This window comes from Pseudidiomarina xizangensis (assembly GCF_052541995.1).
Map to the genome: position 1 here is coordinate 118708 of NZ_JBOBQA010000002.1, position 21685 is coordinate 140392.

At 49.1% G+C, this 21685-nt stretch carries 17 protein-coding genes; 10 read left to right on the forward strand and 7 right to left on the reverse strand.

Annotation, left to right across the window (positions count from 1 at the left end):
• The first annotated feature begins 1 nt into the window (after position 1).
• A complete protein-coding gene (locus tag ACQ5ES_RS07965; protein WP_445015618.1) occupies positions 2–3379 on the forward strand; it encodes a hybrid sensor histidine kinase/response regulator in 3378 nt (1125 codons plus the stop codon).
• Here ACQ5ES_RS07965 and ACQ5ES_RS07970 read toward each other — a convergent pair.
• A complete protein-coding gene (locus tag ACQ5ES_RS07970; protein WP_445015620.1) occupies positions 3357–4055 on the reverse strand; it encodes a response regulator in 699 nt (232 codons plus the stop codon). The genes ACQ5ES_RS07965 and ACQ5ES_RS07970 overlap by 23 nt on opposite strands.
• Positions 4056–4124: 69 nt before the next feature.
• On the reverse strand, positions 4125–6392 hold the full coding sequence (locus ACQ5ES_RS07975) for a TonB-dependent receptor (protein ID WP_445015622.1): 2268 nt from the start codon (positions 6390–6392) through the stop codon (positions 4125–4127).
• Between the two features lie 215 nt (positions 6393–6607).
• Here ACQ5ES_RS07975 and ACQ5ES_RS07980 point away from each other — a divergent pair, with 215 nt between their 5' ends.
• From ACQ5ES_RS07980 to ACQ5ES_RS07990, 3 genes are read left to right on the forward strand one after another with little or no spacing between them, the layout of a single operon-like run.
• Positions 6608–7903: a GntP family permease gene (locus ACQ5ES_RS07980; RefSeq protein WP_445015624.1), complete on the forward strand. Its 1296-nt coding sequence runs from the start codon at positions 6608–6610 to the stop codon at positions 7901–7903.
• A 15-nt stretch (positions 7904–7918) separates the two neighbouring features.
• Positions 7919–9592 (forward strand): long-chain fatty acid--CoA ligase, encoded by a 1674-nt coding sequence (locus tag ACQ5ES_RS07985; protein WP_445015626.1) that lies wholly within the window; start codon positions 7919–7921, stop codon positions 9590–9592.
• 12 nt (positions 9593–9604) lie between these two features.
• Positions 9605–10795, forward strand: coding sequence for an E22 family MetX-like putative esterase (locus tag ACQ5ES_RS07990; RefSeq protein WP_445015628.1), 1191 nt, complete (start codon positions 9605–9607; stop codon positions 10793–10795).
• 20 nt (positions 10796–10815) lie between these two features.
• On the opposite strand, the gene ACQ5ES_RS07995 is transcribed toward ACQ5ES_RS07990, so the two are convergent.
• Complete coding sequence (locus ACQ5ES_RS07995; protein WP_445015630.1) at positions 10816–12591, reverse strand: TIGR03545 family protein; 1776 nt, start codon at positions 12589–12591, stop codon at positions 10816–10818.
• A 4-nt stretch (positions 12592–12595) separates the two neighbouring features.
• Entirely contained in the window at positions 12596–13102 is a 507-nt protein-coding gene (locus ACQ5ES_RS08000) for a TIGR03546 family protein (protein WP_445015632.1), read from the reverse strand.
• Between the two features lie 158 nt (positions 13103–13260).
• Between ACQ5ES_RS08000 and ACQ5ES_RS08005 the strand changes: the two genes are divergently transcribed.
• Together ACQ5ES_RS08005 and ACQ5ES_RS08010 are read left to right on the forward strand one after the other, a co-directional pair.
• A complete protein-coding gene (locus ACQ5ES_RS08005; RefSeq protein WP_445015634.1) occupies positions 13261–14727 on the forward strand; it encodes a RimK family ATP-grasp domain-containing protein in 1467 nt (488 codons plus the stop codon).
• On the forward strand, positions 14727–15185 hold the full coding sequence (locus ACQ5ES_RS08010) for a GNAT family N-acetyltransferase (RefSeq protein WP_445015636.1): 459 nt from the start codon (positions 14727–14729) through the stop codon (positions 15183–15185). The genes ACQ5ES_RS08005 and ACQ5ES_RS08010 overlap by 1 nt, the downstream gene beginning before the upstream one ends.
• Here the strand turns inward: ACQ5ES_RS08010 and ACQ5ES_RS08015 are convergent.
• Together ACQ5ES_RS08015 and ACQ5ES_RS08020 are read right to left on the reverse strand one after the other, a co-directional pair.
• Complete coding sequence (locus ACQ5ES_RS08015) at positions 15178–16224, reverse strand: cysteine synthase A (RefSeq protein ID WP_445015638.1); 1047 nt, start codon at positions 16222–16224, stop codon at positions 15178–15180. The two genes, ACQ5ES_RS08010 and ACQ5ES_RS08015, sit on opposite strands and share 8 nt — an antisense overlap.
• A gap of 19 nt (positions 16225–16243) precedes the next feature.
• The gene (locus tag ACQ5ES_RS08020) at positions 16244–16621 is read right to left on the reverse strand and encodes a hypothetical protein (protein ID WP_445015640.1); all 378 of its coding nucleotides are present in this window, start codon (positions 16619–16621) and stop codon (positions 16244–16246) included.
• 176 nt (positions 16622–16797) lie between these two features.
• Between ACQ5ES_RS08020 and cfa the strand changes: the two genes are divergently transcribed.
• Positions 16798–17913 carry a cyclopropane fatty acyl phospholipid synthase gene (gene cfa / locus ACQ5ES_RS08025; protein WP_445015642.1) on the forward strand — a complete coding sequence of 372 codons (1116 nt, stop codon included), beginning with the start codon at positions 16798–16800 and terminating at the stop codon, positions 17911–17913.
• An 8-nt stretch (positions 17914–17921) separates the two neighbouring features.
• Here the strand turns inward: cfa and ACQ5ES_RS08030 are convergent, their stop codons facing one another.
• On the reverse strand, positions 17922–18968 hold the full coding sequence (locus tag ACQ5ES_RS08030; RefSeq protein ID WP_445015644.1) for an AI-2E family transporter: 1047 nt from the start codon (positions 18966–18968) through the stop codon (positions 17922–17924).
• Positions 18969–19050: 82 nt separating this feature from the next.
• On the opposite strand from ACQ5ES_RS08030, the gene ACQ5ES_RS08035 reads away from it, so the two are divergent.
• From ACQ5ES_RS08035 to kynU, 3 genes are read left to right on the forward strand one after another with little or no spacing between them, the layout of a single operon-like run.
• Positions 19051–19542, forward strand: a complete 492-nt coding sequence (locus tag ACQ5ES_RS08035; RefSeq protein WP_445015646.1) for an Mpo1 family 2-hydroxy fatty acid dioxygenase — start codon at positions 19051–19053, stop codon at positions 19540–19542.
• Positions 19543–19566: 24 nt separating this feature from the next.
• Positions 19567–20415 (forward strand): alpha/beta fold hydrolase, encoded by an 849-nt coding sequence (locus ACQ5ES_RS08040; RefSeq protein ID WP_445015648.1) that lies wholly within the window; start codon positions 19567–19569, stop codon positions 20413–20415.
• 1 nt (position 20416) lies between these two features.
• Positions 20417–21685: a kynureninase gene (gene kynU, locus ACQ5ES_RS08045; RefSeq protein ID WP_445015822.1), complete on the forward strand. Its 1269-nt coding sequence runs from the start codon at positions 20417–20419 to the stop codon at positions 21683–21685.

Below are 21685 nucleotides of genomic sequence, written 5' to 3' on the forward strand. Positions count from 1 at the left end.
CATGTTGAGTACCGGCGTTGCAATTTTTCTCGCGGTCGCGTACATCGCCATTTTATACAGCATCGCCTATCGCGGTGAGCGCAAGCCGCCTAACCAAATTAAACCCTACCGTTATGCGCTTGCGCAGGGCATTCACTGCACCACTTGGGCCTTTTACGGCACCATTACGCAATCTGCTTATTACGGCTGGTCAGTGGCGCCCACCTATGTCGGCGCAATGTTGGTCTTTTTATTCGCGCACCGTATACAAATGCGCCTGCTGCATGTTTGCAAACAACAGAATTTAACCTCCATCGCGGATGTCATCAGTCATCGCTATGGCAAATCTCCGACTCTGGCACTGGCGGTCGCGCTGATCGCCTTAGTAGGGATTGTACCCTACATCACGCTGCAACTTCGCGCCGTTACCGGCAGTTTTGCGGCGGTCACCGGACTCGCGGATAAACCTCTGCCATGGTTTGGTGATATTGCGGCACTGGTGGCATTAGCCATGATGATGTTCGCGATTTTATTCGGTACCCGACGCATGAGTTTGGCCGAGCAGCACTCCGGCTTGATGGACGCGGTCGCCTTTGAGTCAGTAGTTAAGTTACTTGCCTTTATGGGGGTTGGTCTTTACGTCAGCTATGGGTTGTTTGATGGGATTGCTGATATTTTCCTACAAGCCGCTCAGGCGACCGATGTCAGCACCATATTGCAAGGTCGCCCCGTCGGCGGTTTTGTTTATGTTACGCACATTTTACTGGGTGCTATTTCGATGTTTTGCCTACCACGGCAATTCCATGTGAGTTATATCGAAAATACCGATCCAGAAGAATTACGCACCGCACGCTGGGCATTTCCATTGTACCTATTTGCGATAAATTTGTTTATCTTGCCCATCGCTCTGGCTGGAATGTTACTGGTGCCCGCAGCAGCTTCGTCTGACACCTTTATGCTCACCCTATTACTGCAAGCGGATCAGCCGTGGATAACGACGGTGGCTTTTATTGGTGGCCTGGCTTCCGCGACCAGTATGGTGATTATCGCTACACTGGCACTGAGCATCATGATGTCCAATGATGTGGTAATGCCATTCTGGTTACGTGCGACCAAACGCCGACTCCGCAATGTCACCTTTACCCCCAAGCGTATTTTGCGCATTCGGCGCACCACTATTGCGATTATCATTTTGCTCGCTTTTGGCTTTCATAAACTAACCGAAACCAACTTACCATTGGTCAATGCGGGATTACTTTCATTGGCTTTATTGGCGCAACTAGCTCCGGCATTGCTGGGTGGCTTGCTTTGGCAGCGGGGCAATAAAGCTGGAGCTAGCATCGGTATCGTCGTCGGCACTACATTATGGTTGTGGTTGCTGTTTATTCCATCCATTCAACTTAATCGCGGTCTCACCGACAGTGAACTTAGCTCTGGCGTGTTACTTAGTTTAGGCTTGAACTTACTGATCTATATAGTTGCTTCGTGGCTCAGCGCACCCAATACGACAGAGCAACAGCAACGCCGTCTATTCACCGACCCAACAGGTGGACACCCTGAGCTCTATCAACATCAACCGATTTCCTGGGGTCGGTTGCGACAACTGTTGGCACGATTCTTTGATTCCATTGAGCTGGAACGGCTGAATGAACGGCTCAAACACGACTTAACCACTGCGCCCGGTGATGAACTGGTACCCGGTTCGCTGCTGGCTCGCGTCGAACGCGAACTGTCGGCAGTCATCGGCAGTGCCGCCAGCCGTATTCTGCTTGATACCGTGACACAGCAACCTTCAGTGCCGATCTCGCAGGTAGTGACGTGGGCCACGGAAGCCTCACAACTGTACAAATTTAATCGCGAACTGCTGCAGGCATCAGTAGAAAACATTCCCCAAGGTATCAGCGTCATCGATCAAGACTTACGCTTGGTCGCCTGGAATCATCGTTACGTTGAGGTCTTTCAGTACCCTCCAGGCTTTCTACAAGCTGGCATGCCAGTTGCTGATTTGCTGCGCTACAATGCCGAACGCGGTTTAATTCAGACCGATAACGCCACTGCAATCGCCGAAGAAGTGGAGAAACGACTGAATTACCTACGCCAGGGTAGCGCCTACCGTTATCAACGTCAGCAGGGTGAGCACGTGATTGAATTGCAAGGTGCACCAATGCCTGGCGGTGGCTTTGTCACCACTTACACTGATATTACCGAATTGGTACAAGCACAACGCGCATTGGAAAAAATAAATGCCGAGCTTGAGCAGCGGGTGGCCGATAGAACGGCGCAGTTGCTGGACGCCAAACAAGCCGAAGAGCGAGCGCATCAGAGTAAAACACGGTTCTTCGCCGCAGTCAGCCATGACTTAATGCAGCCCTTCAACGCGGCCACCCTTTTCTGCGACATGCTGACGCAACGCTTACAAGGTGAAGAGTCGAAACTCGCCCAACAGATTCAGCAATCGCTCTATAACGCTGAAGAACTTCTCACTATGCTGCTCGAAATGACTCGTCTTGAAGCAGGCAATTTGCCGGTCAATAAGCAGAAAGTGTCGCTGCACGATATCATTCAGCCGATTGTAGAGAACCAGCAAATTATAGCCGCAGAGAAATCGGTAGATGTGCGTTACGTGCCGAGTCGATTACAGCTACTAACTGATCGAAAAATGATTGGTCGTATCGTGCAAAACTTACTCTCAAACGCCGTTCGTTACACCGACAACGGAAAGGTTTTGATTGGTGTTCGTCGCCGCGGTAATGGAGCAGAGTTAAAAGTACTCGATACCGGGCGCGGCATCCCTAACGACCAACGCGATAAAATATTCCGTGAGTTTCACCAGGTCAATCAGCATGGTGACAACCCAGGCATTGGGCTCGGCTTGGCGATTGTTGATCGCATGTGCCGTCTACTCAAAATTCCTCTTTCTCTAGAATCGAAAGTAGGACAAGGCACGTCCTTTACGCTTACGTTCAGCGATGTGGCATGGCAACCGCAGCTCGTTCGCACAAAACCCATCGCACAAATAGATTCAGAGCAATTTTTGCAAGGTTGCGCGGTTTGGCTCTTAGATAATGATGCAACTGTATTGCAGGCTATGGAGCAGCTGTTCTGGAGTTGGGGAGCAACGGTGTCCACTGCGACACAACGTAACCAGCTACCTTGGTCTACGGCAGCACCAGATTTGGTGGTGTTCGATTACCATTTAGATGATAGCGATACCGGTATTGAAGTATTGAAAAGGGTCCGCGAACAATTTGCGCTAACTAAATTACCGGCCATCATAAATTCCGCAGATCCGGATGAGACGGTGCGCGAAGAAGTTATTGCCGAGCATGCCCTGTTTGCTTCCAAGCCGATAAAAATTGCGGCGTTAAAACGTCTGATTAAACGTCTACTGCGGCGTTAACATCCGGCGAATTGAGCATTTGCTTAAACACTATGCCCGCCTGCGTGCGATTGGTGACATTAAGCTTACGTAAAATTGCTGAAACATGCTGCTTGATAGTGGTTTCTTGCACGTTTAACTCGTAAGCAATCTGCTTATTCAACAAGCCATCAGCTAAACATTCCAACACCCGAAACTGTTGTGGTGTCAACTGTTCTAGCCGCTGCGCAAAATCGACATGTTCCGTCGGTGTTTCTGCTTCAACTGCGTCGCGTAAATGTTCGGGTAGCCAGGTATCACCTGCAAGTACCGCATGCACAGCTTGTTGTAGCTCAACTAACGGCATGGATTTTGGAATATAGGCACTGGCACCGAACGCCATTGCTTGCCTTATGGTGCCAACTTGCTCGTTTGCGGAAACAATCACAACTAATATATCCGGATATCGGCTGCGTAACGAGGTTAATCCTGTCAGCCCACGGTTTCCGGGCATGGTAAGATCTAGCAAGATAAGTTCGACTTGCGGTTCAACGCGGATTAGATCGCTTAATTGCTCAAACGAAGCGGCTTCTAGAATAGGGGTATCGAGGGTTTCTGTTAGAGCTTGCTTAAGTGCTGCACGAAACAGCGGATGGTCATCTGCGATAATAGCGCGCGCCATATGTAAACCTGGTTGGCTTGAAACTGAAGTACTCATGCTAGCGCGTCCGACGAAAAAAGTCAGTGGTTACCCGCACAAATACGGGCAACCACCACTTAACTTGGGTTAGAACTTATAACCCACACTCAGGGAGAAGGTACGAGGGTCACCGTAATAGCCGACAACCGCATCATCACCGAAGATTGGTCCAAAGTTGTAGCCACCTACGCGATACTCTTCGTCAGTCATGTTCTTCGCGTGTAAACCAACGTTCCATTGACCATTAGTTGAGTACCAAACAACACTGGTATTCAACAAGCCGTAGCTTTCTTGATCAAGCGGTGACGGAGCTTCAAACATTTGTGTGTCGTCACGGAATGCATAGTTCGCAGACCACACAACCTGACCATTTTTCATTTCAAAGGTTTTATTCATGCCTAAGTTATAGGTCAACTCAGGCGTGTTCTGGAATGACCAGGCATCGGTCACATCTGTGGTTTCGCCAGTTGCCGGTTCATTATAAACAACCGAGTCAAACTCAGCATCGATGTAACCTAACATCGCAGTGAAGTTTAAGGTCTCAGTCGCCGCCAACACGGTTTCAACTTCAAAGCCTTTAACTGTCGACTGACCTGCATTAAGTACTTGTGACGAAATACCTGCTTCGACCACACGTTGCACTGTTACCTGCATGTCTTGATAGTCTGAGTAGAAGATTGCGCTGTTTAAGCGCATACGACCATCAAGCAACTCTGACTTCATACCGATTTCAAAGGTATCAACGATTTCTGGATCATAAGGTTCATCGATAGTCGGGTTAAGCGACTTGTCTGCGCGCATATCGACGCCGCCAGATTTAAAGCCGTTGCTGTAGCTACCGTAAACCATGACCTCGTCTGACAATTTATAATTCAAAGCAACATGCGGAGAGAAACGACTCCAGTCACCTTGCGAATTAAACTTCGAGTTCACAGAAAAAGGTTGACCGAAGGTAGCTATCACTTCATCAGGGTTGTAAGGAACATCCAGCCCGGCGCGGTTGATGTAATGCACACCTAAATAAGTATAACGGAATACATCAGCTTCTTTCTCATCGCTGGTGTAACGTCCGCCAACTGTCAGTGTCAGGTCATCACTTAAACGATAGTTACCTTGACCATAGAACGCCAAGCTTTCCGTTTGTACACAACCGCCGTTATCAACGGTAACACCACCGAACGCAGCCAGGAACATTGGTAATACGGTACCAAATACACCACAGGCTTCACCATCGTAGTAGTAGACACCACCGACGAAATCAAAGTTGTTATTGTTGGTGTAACTAAGCTGGAACTCTTGGGTAAACTGCTCATCTTCATAGATTGCTGGCACCATAAAAATCAGTTCGCCAGTAGCGTTGAAGTCGATATTGGTATCGGTATAGCCTTCACGACTTGCTGTTACTGATTTAAAGTCCCATTCCGTGTTGATGTCCCAGTTGAACACCATTGATGCCCCTTCGGTTTCAACCAAGTTATCCACTGGCATCGCGGTGTTAGAATCGTAAACATCTTCATACGGTGCTTGACCGGTAATACCACTGGTCAACAAGCGATGTGCGCCTTTCGAGTTCGATTCATCTTCGGTTTTATCGTACGAGAATTTCAGATCCATGGTGTCGCTTAACAACCACTTCGCTGAGAGTCGATAGGTCAAAAGGTCTTTGTTGTAGTTTTCATCACCGGTGTTAACGTATTCGCCGAAGCCATCACGTTGCAGTGAGGCTACAGCGCCGCCAATGAAGAAGTTATCGGTAAGTGCCGTCTGACCCGAGATTTTGAGGTCGCGTTGGTTATAACTTCCCACCGTACCTTTAATTGAAAGCTCATCGTAGCCGGTTAATTCTTTTGTCACATATTTGAGCGCGCCACCGATGGTATTTTTACCATAGAGTGTTCCTTGCGGACCGCGCAGCACTTCAATGCGTTCGAGGTCAAATACTTCCAGCACAGCACCTTGCGGGCGGGCGATATAAACATCATCAATATAAACCCCAACGCCCGGCTCAAATCCCCATAATGGATCTTGCTGACCAACGCCACGAATGTACGCTGTAAGTGTTGAGTTGGTACCACGGCTCACTTGAATTGTTGCGTTAGGAATGCGTTGTTGAAGCTCCGTGATGTCTTCGACACCAAGTTCTTCAAGATCGCCAGCGCCAAATGAAGATACTGAAACTGGCACGTCTTGCAAGCTTTCTGTTTTACGACGCGCGGTAACTTCAATCCGCTCTAATGCGCCTTTGTCTTCTGCCTGTTGTTCTTGCTCATCTTGCGCTTGCGCATAAGCTGGCAAACTCACAACTGATGCGATAGCTAAGGCCAATAATGAGTGACGAAACTTGGGTTGACTCATGATGTCATTCTCCCGGTTACTGTTATTGTTGTACTGTTATAAAAAGTGCGTGTGACGGCACGTTACTTGTTATGGCACAGTTACCCTAGCGCAAAGTACTAGGTTTGTATTCTGTACGTTAGTACTATGTAATTATTCAACCTTCTCACGCATGATGTTGCCATCGCACCGGATCAAGAACACAAGCCGAAATAATAACTACAACGAGGTAATGCATGTTAAGCATGATTGGATTAGTCGGCGGCCTGGTACTACTCATTGTACTGACGCTGCGCGGCATGAACTTATTTATTAGCGCGCCATTGTGTGCTGTTGTGGTCGCTTTAACCAGTGGTGTTCCTTTATTTCAAGGCGACGTTAATTTTGTCAGTGCCTACATGGATGGCTTTGCCAGCTTTGTTGCGGCCTGGTTCTTCATGTTCCTGCTTGGTTCCTTGTTCGGTAAATTTATGGAAGACACCGGAGCTGCCGACAGTGTTGCCCATTGGATTATCGGCAAACTCGGTAAAAGTCAGGCCGTACTTGCGGTGGTTTTTGCCTGTGCAATTCTGACCTATGGCGGTGTCAGCGTATTCGTGGTCGCATTCTCTGTTTACCCAATGGCGCTGTCATTATTTAAAGACGCCGATTTACCACGCCGTTTTATTCCTGCGGCGCTAGCTTTCGGCTCCGTGACCTTTACTATGACCTCAGCTGGTTCACCAGAGATTCAAAACTGGATTCCGATTCAGTATTTAGGCACATCACCTTACGCTGCTTGGGAAGTTTCTATGGTGGTCGCTGTAATTATGTTTATTATCGGCTACTGGTGGTTGACCAAAATGATAAAAGCAGCGGTATCCAAAGGTGAGCGCTTTCAACAACGAGAGAACGACCCACAGCTCGTCGAGCGTGACCTGCCGTCGCCGTTTAGCGGCCTTGTTCCCCTAATCGTGGTGTTATCCCTAAGTTTCTTATTCCATGAAGACTTGAAACAAAACGCGCTAATTATTGCATTAAGCGGCGGTGTTCTCGCCATTACAGTTATAAACTTCAAGTACTTCCAAAATATGTCGAAAGCAGTTGGTGAAGCATCGACAGGCGCGCTCATTGCCATCGGTAATACCTCAGCAGTTGTCGGCTTTGGCAGCATAGCCAAAGTAACACCAGCTTTTGCTGAAGCCGTTACCTTTATGACCAACTTGCCTGGTAATGAACTGGTTGGTGCCGCGGTCGCAGTTAGCGTTATTGCCGGTCTCACCGGCTCCGCTTCGGGCGGTCAGGCCATTGCGCTACCTGAAATCGGACCGCACTATTTGGACCAAGGAGTTAACCCTGACCAACTGCATCGTATCGTAGCAATTTCATCTGGAGCCTTAGATTCGTTGCCGCACAACGGTTATGTGGTGACCACTATTCGGGCTATTTGTAATGAAACACACCAAGCCGCGTATTGGCCGGTCGCTGCTGTTACGGTAGTGGTGCCTTTTATCGGTTTAAGCATCGCCATCGCATTATTTAACCTGTTTTAAGCAAGGGCTGTAAAAATGTTTGAAACATCAAAGAACGAAACTTCGCAGCTGGCAGGGGCAATGCAAGCCAGCCAGCTGCTTATCATCGACCTGCTGCGCCATGGCGTGCGCCGGAACCCTAGCCAGGAAATCGTAAGTCGCCGCATTGAAGGCGACATTCATCGATACAGCTACGCAGACTGTTACCACCGCACCTGCCAATTGGCGCATCGGCTCGATAAGCTGGGGGTCAAACCTGGTGAACGGGTTGCAACGCTAGCATGGAATACCTATCGCCATCTTGAGCTGTATTATGCTGTCAGCGGTGTCGGTGCCGTATTGCACACGGTAAACCCGCGCTTAATCGCGGACCAGATCGAATGGATTTTAAATGACGCCGAGGCCACGTGGTTATTTGTCGATGCCTGCTTTGCCGAACTCGCTGCTGAAGTGGTCAATAGTGTACCTCAGCTAAAAGGTGTAATCGTGCTTGCCGACAGTTGCCAGCAGCCGGAACTCGGACAGTGCCAGCACCCACTGCACGCTTACGAGCAACTTCTTGAAGGGTTGCCAAACCATTACAATTGGCCTGCGTTCCCCGAAGATAGCGCGGCGTTACTTTGCTACACCTCAGGCACGACGGGTAATCCTAAGGGCGTCTTAAGCTCTCACCGCGCCATGGTACTGCACGCTCAGGCGACAGTCAGCGCAGAACTTCTGGATCTACGCGTCAGCACCGTGCTCATGCCGATGGTCGCTATGTACCACGCTGGCGCTTGGGGAGCTCCCTATGCCGCTCCACTCGCGGGCTGCAAACTGGTACTTCCGGGCAATGGCATGAATGGTGCGGCGATGTACGAGTTGATTGCTGAAGAAAAAGTTAACGTAGGGTTAGGTGTACCTACTATCTGGTTAACCCTGCACAATTACCTTGCTGAAACCGCTCGCAACGTGCCTTCGTTAGAGCGTGTTTGTGTCGGCGGGGCGGCATCACCACTGGGCTTAGTAAAAACCTATGATCAAGACTACGGTGTTTACTGGCAACCGATCTGGGGCATGACCGAAACGGGTCCACTGGCCTGTTCCGCTCCACCAGAACCGAATTTATTGGCTCTGCCGCGTGAGCAACGTTATCGCATTCAAACCACTGCTGGCCGGGCTTGCTTTGGTGTCGATATGCAAATCGTCGATGCTGACGGAAAAGCTTTGCCACACGACGGTGAAACCAGCGGCGAGCTGCGCGTCCGCGGCCCTTGGATCGCCAATAGTTATTACCGACGCAGTGATCCTGAAACCTTTGCTGACGGTTGGTTGGCGACCGGTGATATTGCCGTCATTAATGCACAAGGCTATATGAAAGTTGTCGATCGCAAGAAAGATGTTATCAAAAGCGGGGGTGAATGGATCAGTTCGTTAGATATAGAAAACATCTGTAGCCAGCACCCAGCGGTCAATGAGAGCTGCGTCATCGGGGTAAAACACCCGAAGTGGGACGAGCGCCCACTGCTATTGGTCGTCGCCAACAAAGGTAAAACCATAGATAAGGAAACCCTTTACACTTTCTTTGAAGGGAAGATTGCCAAATGGTGGATGCCCGACGATATTTTGATTGTGTCCAAGTTACCGCATACCGGTACCGGTAAACTAATAAAAAACGAATTGCGCAAGCAGTATCAAAATTACTTGCTAGAACAATCATCTGACGCATAACGGGGGCCTGCTATGCAACGTTCGGTAGTTATAATTTTTAGCTTTGTTATTTTACTTCTTAGTTATGGATGTCACGCGCAAACCGGTGCTGACCCATTATTAACGGAAAAACAATCGTTTACCTTTGAGAACTACACCACGCTCGGTGGCGAAGTCATTCCTGAAGTTACCGTCGGTTGGGAAAGTTACGGTGAGCTTAATGCTGCGAAAGACAACGTGATTTTGATTACCCACTTTTTCTCCGGTAACAGTCATGCTGCAGGTAAGTACCAAGCAGATGATGTGTTACCCGGTTATTGGGACGCAATTATTGGCCCGGGCAAAGCCATCGATACCGATAAGTATTTTGTCATTAGCTCTGACACCCTGGTCAATGCTTTCCCCCACGATCCAAATGTGATCACCACGGGCCCAGCTTCTATCAATCCAGCAACAGGAAAGCCATACGGTCTCGATTTTCCAGTGGTCACCATCCGCGATTTCGTTAACGTCCAGCACCAACTTTTACAAAGCCTTGGGATTAATAAGTTGCACGCCGTTATCGGCGCTTCTATGGGCTCTCTGCAAGCGTTAGAATGGTCGATCGCCTACCCAGATATGGTTGAGCGCATGGTTTCAGTGATTGGCGCAGGCGCAATGGATGCCTGGACCGTTATGGCTCTCGAACACTGGGCTCGCCCTATCAGACATGACCCGAACTGGAACAACGGCGATTATTACGACGGCGACGCGCCTTTGACCGGTATCACCAGTACCTTGGCCATGATTACCCAGCAAGCGATGCACCCGGTGATCATGAATTTACACGCACCAAAGCCCGAAGTGCTCCCTGAAGCCGCATTGGACAGCGTCGCGAATAGCACCCCAGTACTTGATTATTTATTTGCCAGTAGCGCAACCCGAGCACCACTCGCAGACGCTAATCATCTGCTTTATTTAGTGCGTGCGAACCAGCTCTTTGTTGCAGGTCACGAGAACGACTTGGCGACAGGCTTGGCAAAAGTGAAAGCCAAAACCTTATTCCTGCCGGCAACTAATGACCTTTTGCTGCAACCCTACCTCACCAAGCAAGTCGTCACCGAACTTGAGCAGCAAGGTAAAGAACCGCAATATGAAGAAATTGACGGAGTTTGGGGGCATTTAGACGGGGTATTCAGCATCTCCAGTAAAGCGGATACCATAAAAGCCTTTCTAGAAGAATAACTTCAGTTACAACTGGGGAACTAGTTGTTCCCCAGTATGCCTTTAAACTTATCTTTTATTTTATCTTTCAGCTGGTCTTGCAACTTCATTTCCATCATTTCTTGCAACCGCGCTTCACGATCTTCGGCATCACTAAGTAAGCTCGTTAACTCACTCAGCTCATCTTGGTACTCACCCACGAAGCCATCAGATTGTGACGTTAACCGTTGCCGTAGTTGCGTAAGCTCACTCTTGGCGGCATCCATTGCCGCTGCTTGTAAAGCTTGTCCGAGCTGCCGATCAAGATCAGACGATAAACTAAAGTCCGGATCCATTAGCGCACCTTTAATATCTGCACTGATATCAAGTCGCTGCAAACTCTCCAAGGCTTTCGCAATCACCGCCGCCCACTGGTTTTCCGCAGTGGCCTGCACCACCATATCAGCCAGTCGTAGCGTAGCGTTACCATCAAATTGGCTATCACGAAGAGCGACGTTGCCCTCACTATCAAGTAAAGCGGACAAAATGGTTGCCGCCAACTCGCTGCGCTCACTTAATGCTGTGCGGGCTAAATTGACACCTTGCACCCGCCACTCTTGACGCGCATCCAATCCCGCAGCAGTAAGTGCCATTTCACCATTTAGCTGTAATGACGACCAGAGTGCGTTATTTTCGCCACGGGCACGGAACGTTGTTGGTTGCCCAAGCTGTTGATGTTGGTGCGTAATATTTTCCCAATCGACATCAAGCACCGTTGGTCCTACAGCAAATTCTGTGCGCGCTTTTTTAATAAGAAAATCTGGTGGTGCATCGCTGCCGGTAAAGGAAAACCAAATACCCTCACCGCGTGGTGGCTGCACAGCAGTTTCATCAGCTGAGCGTTGTAGCATTGGGGCGAGTTGCTCATACGCGAGTAACATATAATCCCCCCAACGACGCGCCTGCTCACCAAAGAGCACCGTGGTGATCTCGCTCAAACCGTCACTGTTAAGCTGCATTAATTCACTTACACGATCTAAGTCATGCTGTGGCGCAGCCTTAACCTTCGTCATCTGTGTTTTTAATTCAGTCACAGCGCTGGAGGCTACTTGTTTAAATTCTTTTAGCGCCTGACGGTCCGCAGCAAACTTTTCTTTCAGTGCGGCAAATTGCTCTTGCTTGGCTTGCAGCTGTGCGGGTGTTTCAATTTCGCTTTCGGTCAGCTGTTTCACCTCAGCTTCATAGTTTGCGATGGCTTCTTTGCTGGGAAGCTTGCTCAGCACTTCTTGCACACGTTGCTTTTGCTCGGTGAAACTCTTTTTTGCCTCCGCTACAGCCGTTGGCGTACGCAGGTCGACACGTTCCATCACCTCGTCAACAGACGGCATCGATAACTGAATGCTATCCATACCTTCTCCGAGCCAACCTCCCATCTGATCCTTACCGGGCAGCTGATAAACCTCACCTGTCGATTCACGCGGGGTATGCACCCGAATCCCGGTACTGACCACTTGTTCGAAATGAAAACGCCCGAGCAGCAATTGTTCCCAATTTAACTCGCCACGCAAATCACCGACCGCAACGCGGTTGAAGTCAGGTTGTAATGGATCGGTCATTTGTACGCCAGATACTTCAATGGTTAACGGTACCCATTTATGATCAACTCTTTCAATATTTACCTCAGCGCCGTTCAAGGTACCCAGGGTACGCTCCAACGACCATTTTAAAATTGTGTCCAAAAGCAGCCATGAAAATGCCGCTATCAGACCCACTATAATGAGAAAAGCGACCAGTCCAGGCCAACGAAAAGCACTACGACGAACGGTATGCTGCTCCATGCTATTACCCTCTCAAATTCGAATAAATAGCCCAGAATCGGTTCGCTTTCAGCGCTTGCACGATACGCAACTTATTGAACCAAGTTTGAATGCGCCGACGATATTGGCTCACCAGCCAAAAACTTACGACGGCTAATATCGGCGCAAAGGCGAGACTAATTATGAGGCTACCTAAAGTTATGGTGTGATGAAATTGCACGACACGCCAAAACGCGGAATCGTACATGGCCTGCCAAACCGGTTGCCAGCCCTCGGCCGAGAGTATTGCAAAGCCGACCTGATGGAATACCGGATCAAGAAGAAAAGCAAGACCGGAACAAATCACGAAGCTAAGAATAAAGCCGGAGAGGTTCACACGAAACAATAACGCAACGAGTAGAATAATCAGATTGTGGACCCGCCAAAGTGGCGTGAATCCCATCATCATCCCAAGTACAAAGGCAATTGCTAATGCCCAGGCTCCCGACTCCGAGTTCAGGGCACGGAGCAATCGCGCTAGTAACGTGAGCATGCAAACTCTCCTCAAAATATTGAACACATTGATATAATTTAAGGATAGCGCACTTGTTTTGATGTGCTACCCTTTTTTCTGAGGCAATATTGAAAATTTTGCTTGTATTTTCGTAAATTTAGCCGTAAATATGCGCGCAATTCTGGTGCGGAGTTTCTATGCAAAATGCAGCGTTAATTATTCTTGATTCGATTACTGATTGGCAGCCTTATTACCCCAGTCAGTCCATTGTCACCGCAAGTGACTATTTGTTGCAGCAAGACGCTAAAGCGCGCCCGCAACTACTTAACTTATGCGGTGATTTAAGCTATTTGTCTACCGGTTACTACGTCAGCTTGCTGGCTGAAGCACGCGGACAACGGGTACTCCCGTCAGTATCCACCATCAACGACTTGGCGAATTTTTCGCACTATCAGTTGTTGCTGCCCGCAAATACCGACAAGCAAATCAGCAAATACTTAGCTCAGCAGTCGCCAAGTGAACGCCATCGCATACTCATTTGTTTTGGCCAAACCGAAGATCCGCAGTTAACGAATTTTGCCCGACAAATTTTCGACCTCTATCCGTGTCCGATCATTTGGGTTGAGCTTAGCTATCAGGGGCGCTGGTTTATTCATAACCTTTATGCCGGAAATCTGACCGAATTAGATGACCAGCAACAGACCTTTTTTGGTGATTCACTGGATAGCTTCAGTAAGCGTGTATGGCGTAAAGCGCGCGCGCCAAAAGAATACCGCTATGATTTAGCGATTTTATATGACCCGAACGAACCGATTCCGACCAGTGACAAAAAGGCCTTACAGAAGTTTATTAAGGCTGCAAAAGACGCAGATATTGATGCCGAACTCATCACCGTAGACGACTACAACCGTTTGCTGGAGTTCGACGCGCTGTTTATCCGGGAAACTACCCGGATAAGTCATTACACCTATCACTTCGCGAAAAAAGCCGAAGCTAATGGCATGGTGGTTATTGATGCGCCCCATTCAATTTTGCAATGTGCAAACAAGGTATTCTTGAAAGAGTTGCTGGATAAACACCGTATTCCAACACCGCGCACAGAGCTCATTCTGAGCCAGCAGGATATCGACTACCAAGCCATTGGCGACCGCTTGGGTTATCCGGTAGTGCTAAAGATTCCAGATGGCTCATTCTCAATCGGGGTGGAAAAAGCTGAATCCATAGATGAACTTAGGACCATTGCAGCTGACTTGTTCAAAAAGTCGACCATTCTCTTGGCACAAGAGTTCGTTCGAACTGAGTTTGATTGGCGCATTGGTATATTGAATAATCGCGCTATCTACGCCTGTAAATACTATATGGCCCGCAACCACTGGCAAATTTATAACCATGCCAGCGGAACCAGTCGTAGTAAATCCGGTGGATTCGAGACCGTCGGAGTGCATCAGGTACCAAAAGACATCGTTAAAACAGCCCTGCAAGCGACACGATTGATTGGTGACGGACTTTACGGTGTGGATATGAAATTCACCGATAAAGGGCCCGTGGTCATCGAAATTAACGACAACCCATCGATCGATTCAGGTGTTGAAGACTTGTTACTTGGTGATGAACTTTACCACATTGTTATGCGTGACTTTGCGAGGCGTCTCGACGAGAAGTAATGACCAGTTCAATTCGCCCTGCGCGACTAAGTGATATCAATGCACTGGTCGCGCTTGAAGCCGCCACCTTTGACTATAGCCAGCTCGGTAAGCGCAGCTTTCAACGTTTGCTAAAAGGCACCTCGGCACATGTGTTCGTGCTCACCGCGCCGCAACAACCTGAAACGCTACTGGGCTACAGTTTATTGCTGACCCGTAAAAACAGCTCCGTATGGCGGCTTTACTCTATTGCCGTAGCCGCACAAGCGCGTGGCCAAGGGGTGGGCCGACAACTCTTGGAACATTCTTTAACTTATGCCAAACAGCATGCTGCGCGCGCTTTATCTCTGGAAGTCAAAGTCGACAATAAAGCAGCGATAGAGCTCTACCGCCGCTACGACTTTGAAGTGATCGACGTACTCACAGATTATTATCCCGGGCACGCCGATGGTTACCGCATGCGCCTTAGTTTTACTTAGTCGCCGCGTACCAAACGCGCTCATCCTCGTCACGGTAGCGCGCCAACAACTCTGTTGCTGACTCAGGCTTTAACGCGATACCGCGTTCGCGCAGAAAGGTCTCGTTGTAGAGTTTACTTGCTGAACGTTCACCCAAGTCACAGGCAAAAGTTACGATGGTTTTGCCCGGACCATTTAATGCGGCCGCTTGCATAGCACCAGCGAGATTCAGCGCGGAACTACTGCCCAGTACAATGCCATCGTGGTCGCGGACATAACGTGATAACGCATACAAGTCCTGATCAGGTAAATTCACTGCCGCATCTATACGCGCTTGCTTGAAGTTCTCGACCAGACGCATGATCCCAATGCCCTCAGTAAACGAACTGCCTGTGGCAACATACTCACCCTGCTGCAGAAAGCTAAAAATACCTGAACCGTCAGGATCGGTCAGCCACACCTCAACTGCTTCATTACGCTCCTTCAAGTACGTGGACGAGCCTGCAATGGTCCCTCCCGTACCCGCAACCGAAACCAAAATGTCCACCGCACCTTCGGTTTGCTGCCAAATTTCCGGTCCAGTTCCCAAGTAATGGGCACGCGTGTTACTGGTATTCTCAAATTGATTCGCCCACCAGTAGTCATCGCGACTTTCGGCCAACCTTCGGGCGGTATGATAAAAATGGTTCTCGTTGCGAAATGGCACTGGGTCTACGGTTTTACATTCAGCGCCATGCAGCCGAATCATCCGCTCCTTTTCCGGCGATTGGTCATTAGGCATAACCGCCAGCATGTTCAAGCCAAACGAACGAGCAACGATTGCCAAACCTATTCCGGTGTTGCCAGCAGTGCCCTCAACCACTGTCATACCCGGCTCTAATTCGCCGCTATCGAGGGCATCCTTGATGATTTGATACGCGGCACGATCTTTAATTGAACCGCCGGGATTTTGTGATTCCAACTTCAACCAAATGTCACAACCGGTAAGTTCCGACAACGACCGGACACGAATCATATCCGTTTGCCCAATCAGATCTATTGGACGTTGTGCATTTCGCATAGCCAACTCCTTATTTCGATTACTGCAAGGGCATCGCTTGGTAAGCATCACCTTCACACCACCAACGCGAACTACAACCACCTTCATCATCTTGTAGGCAACGCTTGAGTACAATTCGATTGGCTTGGCGTTCTGCGGCAGCAAGCTTCATTTGCATTAACGCTTCATCCTGCGAGGCCTCATCAGCAAGCACATGACTCGCGCAAGACTCACCACGTACCGAACCCACACTAATAAATTCCACATCAATGCGTGATAGCTCGTAGGGCCGCATAAACTCCACTTGCCCGGCGGCGGCAAGTTGTTCTGCACTCAATCCTTGCGGCGCAGTTGCACAGCCTTGCAATCCGAAGCTAAAAAGCACACCAGCAAACATGGCGACAGTTCTATTGCGCATAAAATGCCTCTTCGATGAATTTATTGAAACCATACGTTTTGCACTGACCAAAGTCTAGAACGTTTCGCTTTATACTAAAACACTTACTACTTGGCGCTATGCTAAAACACTTGCTAGGATAGACTGCGTTTTAACCCAGCTAAGCTAAACTTATCACAGCCATTAAAGGAGCCATCATGCAGACGAGGACATACATTGAAGAGTTACTTAGCGGTGCCGATATTCGTATCGATGGTTCCCGACCATGGGATATGCAACTGCATGAACCTAAGCTTTTGAATGATGTACTTGCTCGCGGTAACTTGGGCCTTGGCGAAGGCTACATGCAGGGCGACTGGGACTGCGAACAATTAGATGAGTTTTTTCATCGCGTACTACGCGCGAGAGTCGGCGAGCAAATTAAACCCATGCTCTTTTTGTGGCACCACCTAAAAGCACGGTTACTTAATCTGCAAAGCAGTAAACGTGCATTTCAAGTCGGCCAGCATCACTACGATCTAGGCAATGACCTCTACCGAGCTATGCTTGATGAACGCATGGTGTACACCTGCGGTTACTGGCATAAGGCCGATAATTTAGCGGATGCACAACGCGACAAACTGGAGCTCATTTGCCGTAAACTGCAATTGCGACCAGGTATGCAAGTACTCGATATTGGCTGTGGCTGGGGCAGCTTCATGAAATACGCCGCCGAGAACTACGGTGTTCGTTGTGTCGGTGTAACGGTCTCTAAAGAACAAGTCGCGTTAGGCGAGCAACTCTGTGAAGGGTTACCAGTAGAGTTTAGGTTGCAGGATTATCGCGAAGTAAACGAGCCTTTTGACGCAGTCGTCAGCATCGGTATGTTCGAGCACGTGGGGCAAAAAAACTACGCGAGTTTTATGGAAGTTGCGGCCCGATGCCTGAAAAACGATGGACTATTTTTACTGCACACCATCGGTCGTAATCGCGATGAACGCGGCACCGACCCTTGGATAGATCGCTATATTTTCCCAAACGGCGAGTTACCTTGTCTGGCGCATATTGACGAGACCTCGCGCCAGCATTTCACCACAGAAGATGTGCATAATTTTGGCGCTGATTACGATCGTACGCTGATGGCCTGGTGTAAAAACTTTGAGCGCAACTGGGAACAGTTAAGTGACAGCTATGACGACACCTTCAAACGTATGTGGCGTTACTACTTACTGTCCTGTGCAGGTGCTTTCCGTGCTCGAGACCTACAACTTTGGCAGTGGGTATTTAGTAAAGAAGGTATCCAGGGCGGCTACCACCGCCCCAATCTTGACTAATTAAATGCTCAAAGCTCACCGTTAAAGTCTTTCATGAAGATCTGCCAGGTGGCCATGAATAATGCTGCAACCAACGGGCCTATCACAAAGCCGTTGATGCCAAAAATCGTGATACCACCGATGGTGGAAAACAGTACAATGTAATCTGGCAGTTTGGTATCACGGCCAACTAAAATCGGCCGTAGCACGTTATCTGCAAGTCCAATAACCACCGCACCATAAACCAGTAACACGGTACCGCTTACCCAGTCGCCTGTGGCAAACAGGTACAAACACACCGGAAACCAGATAATGGCAGCGCCAACCGCAGGAATAAGCGACAGGAAGGCCATCACCACACCCCACAACAGAGGTCCGGGTATGTCGAGGATCCAGAAAATAAACCCACCCAGTGCACCTTGCACAATGGCCACCACCAAATTTCCTTTTACCGTTGCGCGGGTTACCTCAGCGAATTTTTTGAATAACGCTTCTTCTCGATCATCACCTAATGGCAAGGCGCGAACGATAAGTTTTATCAACTTGCTGCCGTCGCGTAATAGGAAAAAGGTCAAATACATCATCAACGCTAAGCTGATAAGAAAGCTAAAGGTATTTTGACCAATACTCAGGGTTTCTTTTGCCAGAAACTGTGTCGCACTCACCAAACTAGTTGAAATGCGCTCACGTAAATTACTGGTATCAACACCAAGCTCGACCAGTACTCGATCAAACCACGGAAAGGCATCGCGCAGCTGTTGCAAAATTTGGCGGGGGTCAATTTCACCAGCTTCCACGCGTTGATAAAATTGTATGCCTTCTTTGACGAAAGCGGTACTGAGGAAAATAACCGGAATTACCACGATTGCCATGCAGGTCAATAACGTAAGACCAGCGGCGGTGTTCGGGCGATCACCTATTTTTGTTAACACCCAACCCTGCATGGGGGCAAAAATAACCGTGACCGCGCAAGCCCAAAAGATGGCACCAAAAAAAGGTTCTAAAATGAATCCGAAAGCTATACTCACCAGTACCAGTAGAAGTAAAAACGAGCGACGCTCCAATTTATCGCGCATGGACTTTCCCTTCAGTGCATTTTCTATTTATAGTAGACGGCAAACCATTATACTGACAGCACAATTGCGACAGGGCAAGATTATGAAAACAATAACGGATCATTTAGCTGATTACGCCGCCTATCATCGTGACCGCCGTAATATTGCGACTCATCTGGTCGGTATTCCGATGATTGTCATCGCCTTGCAAATTCTACTGTCGCGACCGTATTGGGCATTTGACGGGTGGTTTTTAAGCCCAGCCTTGCTGGTTGCCGTGGCCGCCTCGTTCTTTTACTTGCGTCTTGACCGCGTATTAGGATGGTTGATGGCAGTACTTCTTGCACTGACAGTACTACTCGGCGTTCAAGTAGCGGCACTTTCCACCACCCTATGGCTTAGTTGGGGTATTGGCTTATTCGTCGTGGGCTGGGTGTTCCAATTTATCGGTCACTATTTTGAAGGCCGTAAACCAGCATTTGTTGATGACATCATGGGACTAGCGATTGGCCCCCTATTTGTGGTTGCCGAAGTTGTGTTCATGCTGGGCATGAAGAAACAATTGCACCAAGCTATCGAAAAACGTTTTTCATAAACCCTCTAAAAACTTAGGTCGTTCATGCGTTCTTATAAACTTCTTTATTCAGCGGTGGCCGCGAGCATTGCGCTCACGCCACTGCTCGCCTTTGCCACAACCGACACCAACGCCCAAGTGGCTGCAAATGTGCCTTATTCCACGGTAACAGAACTCCATTTTCAAGCTTCAGAACGGCGTCTGAACTACGGCGATGACCCATTGCAGTTTATTGAACTCTGGTCGGGTGGAACCGCCACTACGCCATTGATCATCTTTATTCACGGTGGTTGCTGGTTAAATGCCTATGACATTAAACACACCTACGCTGCAACCAGCGCCTTACAGCGAGCCGGCTATGCAGTGGCATCGATAGAATATCGCCGCACCGGTGATAATGGCGGTGGTTGGCCAGGCACCTGGCACGATATTCAGCAAGCGCTAAAAACCCTGGGTGAAGCCCCAAGCTTACACCTCCAACAGCGTAAAGTTATCGCCATGGGCCATAGTGCCGGCGGCCATTTAGCCTTACTTGCTGGCAATACCTTCCCAGACACCATCGACCATGTTGTGGGGCTCGCAGCGATCACCGACCTAGCCAGCTACACCGCTGCTGATGGCGGATGCCAACAAGCTGGAGCGCAATTTATGGCAGACGCCACAGCGCAGGATTGGCAAACAGCTAACCCAAGCACCCAGGCGGTAAATTTGAATGTCACTTTACTGCAGGGCAAAGCGGATAGCATCGTACCTATCGAACAGGCCACAGACTATGCCGACCACAACTTAGTGGAGTTGGTCTTGCAAGACCAAGCAGGTCATTTTGACTGGGTTCACCCAGGCACAGCAGCCTGGCAACAACTGCTGACGACTTTGGAATCCATCAATGACTGAAATCAACTTCGCTGAGCTTGAACATCGCGACGGCGCTGACCCGCTTGCCCATCTACGCGATCACTTTGTCATCCCAGAAGATACGGTTTATTTAGACGGTAATTCATTGGGCCTGCTAACTCACGCAACCCAACGCCGGGTAGCTGAAGTCACCGCACAACAATGGGGACAAGATGGCATAAGTAGCTGGAATCAACACAATTGGGTTCACCTGCCACGCGTAGTCGGTGACAAACTAGGTCCGATAATTGGCGCACAGCCCGGACAAGTAATTTGTTGTGATTCCATATCCATTAATCTGTTCAAAGCGCTAAGTGCTGCCTTTACGGTGCTCGATGCAAGAGGTGAGTCGCGTCACACACGGAACCAGGTACTGTCTACCGCGGATAATTTCCCGACCGATTTGTATATGGTGCAGGGGTTACAACAACTGGTTGGTGCTGAAAATTGTAAGCTGGTGTTGGCCGAGGAGGCTGATTTACTCACTCACCTTGCTCAGCATATTACCACTGACACCGCAATCGTCATGCTGACCGAGGTGAATTTCCGTAGTGGTCGGCGCTTACCTATGGCTGAGATTATTCAACAAGCTCATGCCGTCGGTGCATTGGTTATTGTCGACCTGGCCCATAGCGCCGGAGCGGTACCCGTAGAACTCGATAAGTGGCAAGCTGACTTTGCCGTGGGATGTACTTACAAGTACCTGAACGGTGGTCCTGGTGCGCCAGCTTTTATTTATGTTGCTGAGCGACATTTAGCAACCGTCACCCAACCCTTGTCCGGCTGGTTCGGTCATGCTCAGCCCTTTGCTTTTGACGCAGAGTTCGCAGCAGCTGAAGGTATAGAGAAAATGCTGAGTGGCACGCCGTCGATTCTGGCCATGAGTGCTGTCGATGCGGCCTTAGAGGTTTTTGCTAAACTATCGATGCAGCAGGTACGCGACAAATCTGTGCAACTGGCTGGAGTGTTCTTGAAACTGCTTGCTGAAACAGGTCTGGCACAAGAGTTTGACTGCATTTCGCCGACTGACTCGGTTCACCGTGGTAGCCAGTTATCCTTCGCTCACCCTGAAGCCTATGCCATTTGTCAGGCGTTGATTGAGTACAAGGTTATTGCTGATTTTCGTGCGCCGAATTATTTACGTGTCGGCTTTACCCCGCTTTACACCAGCTTTAAGGATATTGGTGTCGCCCTGCAACGCTTGCAACACATAATGGCAACGCGGGCCTATTTAGACCCGCGCTTCCAAACACGTCAAGCTGTGACTTGA